This is a genomic window from Pseudomonas sp. NPDC012596 (assembly GCF_042902325.1).
GTDB lineage: Bacteria > Pseudomonadota > Gammaproteobacteria > Pseudomonadales > Pseudomonadaceae > Aquipseudomonas.
The window spans coordinates 1-1302 of record NZ_JBIBEB010000047.1 but is presented as its reverse complement, the minus strand read 5'-3'; the positions used below and the strand labels follow the sequence as shown (position 1 = coordinate 1302).

The 1302-nt window shown below is 54.8% G+C and carries 1 protein-coding gene; it reads right to left on the bottom strand.

The genetic code is table 11. From position 1 onward, the window contains the following. Positions 1-53: 53 nt before the first annotated feature. Positions 54-1205, bottom strand: coding sequence for a DDE-type integrase/transposase/recombinase (locus ACFY68_RS26150; protein ID WP_387533588.1), 1152 nt, complete (start codon positions 1203-1205; stop codon positions 54-56). Positions 1206-1302 lie beyond the last annotated feature (97 nt).

Here is a 1302-nt window from a genome sequence, read left to right as displayed (position 1 = left end):
TTCGCGGGTGTACGACCGGAGACATCGTTTACATAGTAAACCGGGGACATGGTTTACACATTTGAGGCTTGGACGCGGTTTTCGCCTCGTCCAAGCCTCCCCAGTAGATGTGAACACAGGAACACATCCCAAACATCATCTTCCACTTCTTTGAGGCCGATCTTCTCGCCAGCCAGGGCCTCACTGATGAACAAGAGCTTTCCCTTCCATTTGATCGACCCATTTTGCCTAACATTGCGCACTGCCATTTCGGTGGGATATTCCACAGCAGGTAGGCATCCTGGGTAAGGGCGATTGGAGGGTATATACAGCTCGAAGGGACGCTTCATCCCCAGTGCTTCGTGGGGACGGACATAGTTGAACTCGTGCCGGAAGTGCTCAAGCAGCAGTTGCTGATCGATCAAATTGTGGCCTATCGGCAACTCAAGCTTCATGCTCCGATGCATCCGCTCATGGCGGCCATTCTGATCTGGACGCGCAGGTGCGGTCCGCTCGGGAAAGATGCCTAGACGGATCAACCAAACAGCGATGGTGGACATCCTGGCCAATCCGACCGAAGCAAACGGGCTGCCGTTATCCGAGCGAATCACCTCTGGCATGCCATGCTCCTGAAAAAGCCACTCCAGCGTCTGAATCACTGGCTGCGTCATGATGTTCTGGTGGGCTTTGCAGGCCAGGATGACGCGCGAGGCATGGTCGGTAACCGTCAGCGGATAGCACCACTGGCCGTTGAGCATCTTGAACTGACCTTTGTAATCAATGCACCAGGTCTGGTTCGGCTCGTTGGCGTCGCGCATTTTGGTGGGGCTTTTCCCGTATCGCCGTTTTGGCCCCCGTTTGTGGACCATGCCCATCCGGTCCAGCCACTGGCCTGCCGTGCTCGGAGATGGCCACTCAATGGTTGGATCTTCTAGTCGTAACAGCTCAATAAGCTTCTTCGGACCCCATTTATCGTGCGCTTCTTTCATCGCAACAATACGAGCCAGTAGCTCATCGCTTGTCTTGTTAGGGCTGTTATGGGGGCGCCGCGAGGCATCTGAAAGCGCCGCTGCTCCACCGGCAGCGTATCGCGCTATCCACTTATCGATCGTGGGGCGGCTAACGCTGTACCGGTGGGCGAGTTGGCTTTTGGTGTAGTGACCAGAAAGCCAATCGCCAATCAATCTGATTCGTTGATCCATGGGGGAGTCTTGGTTCCAGGGCATGATCAAATACCTCCTGATCATGCGTATTAGCCTGTAAACCATGTTCCCGGTTTGAAATGTAAACGATGTCTTCGGTTTGTACCCGGGGCAAGCCCGC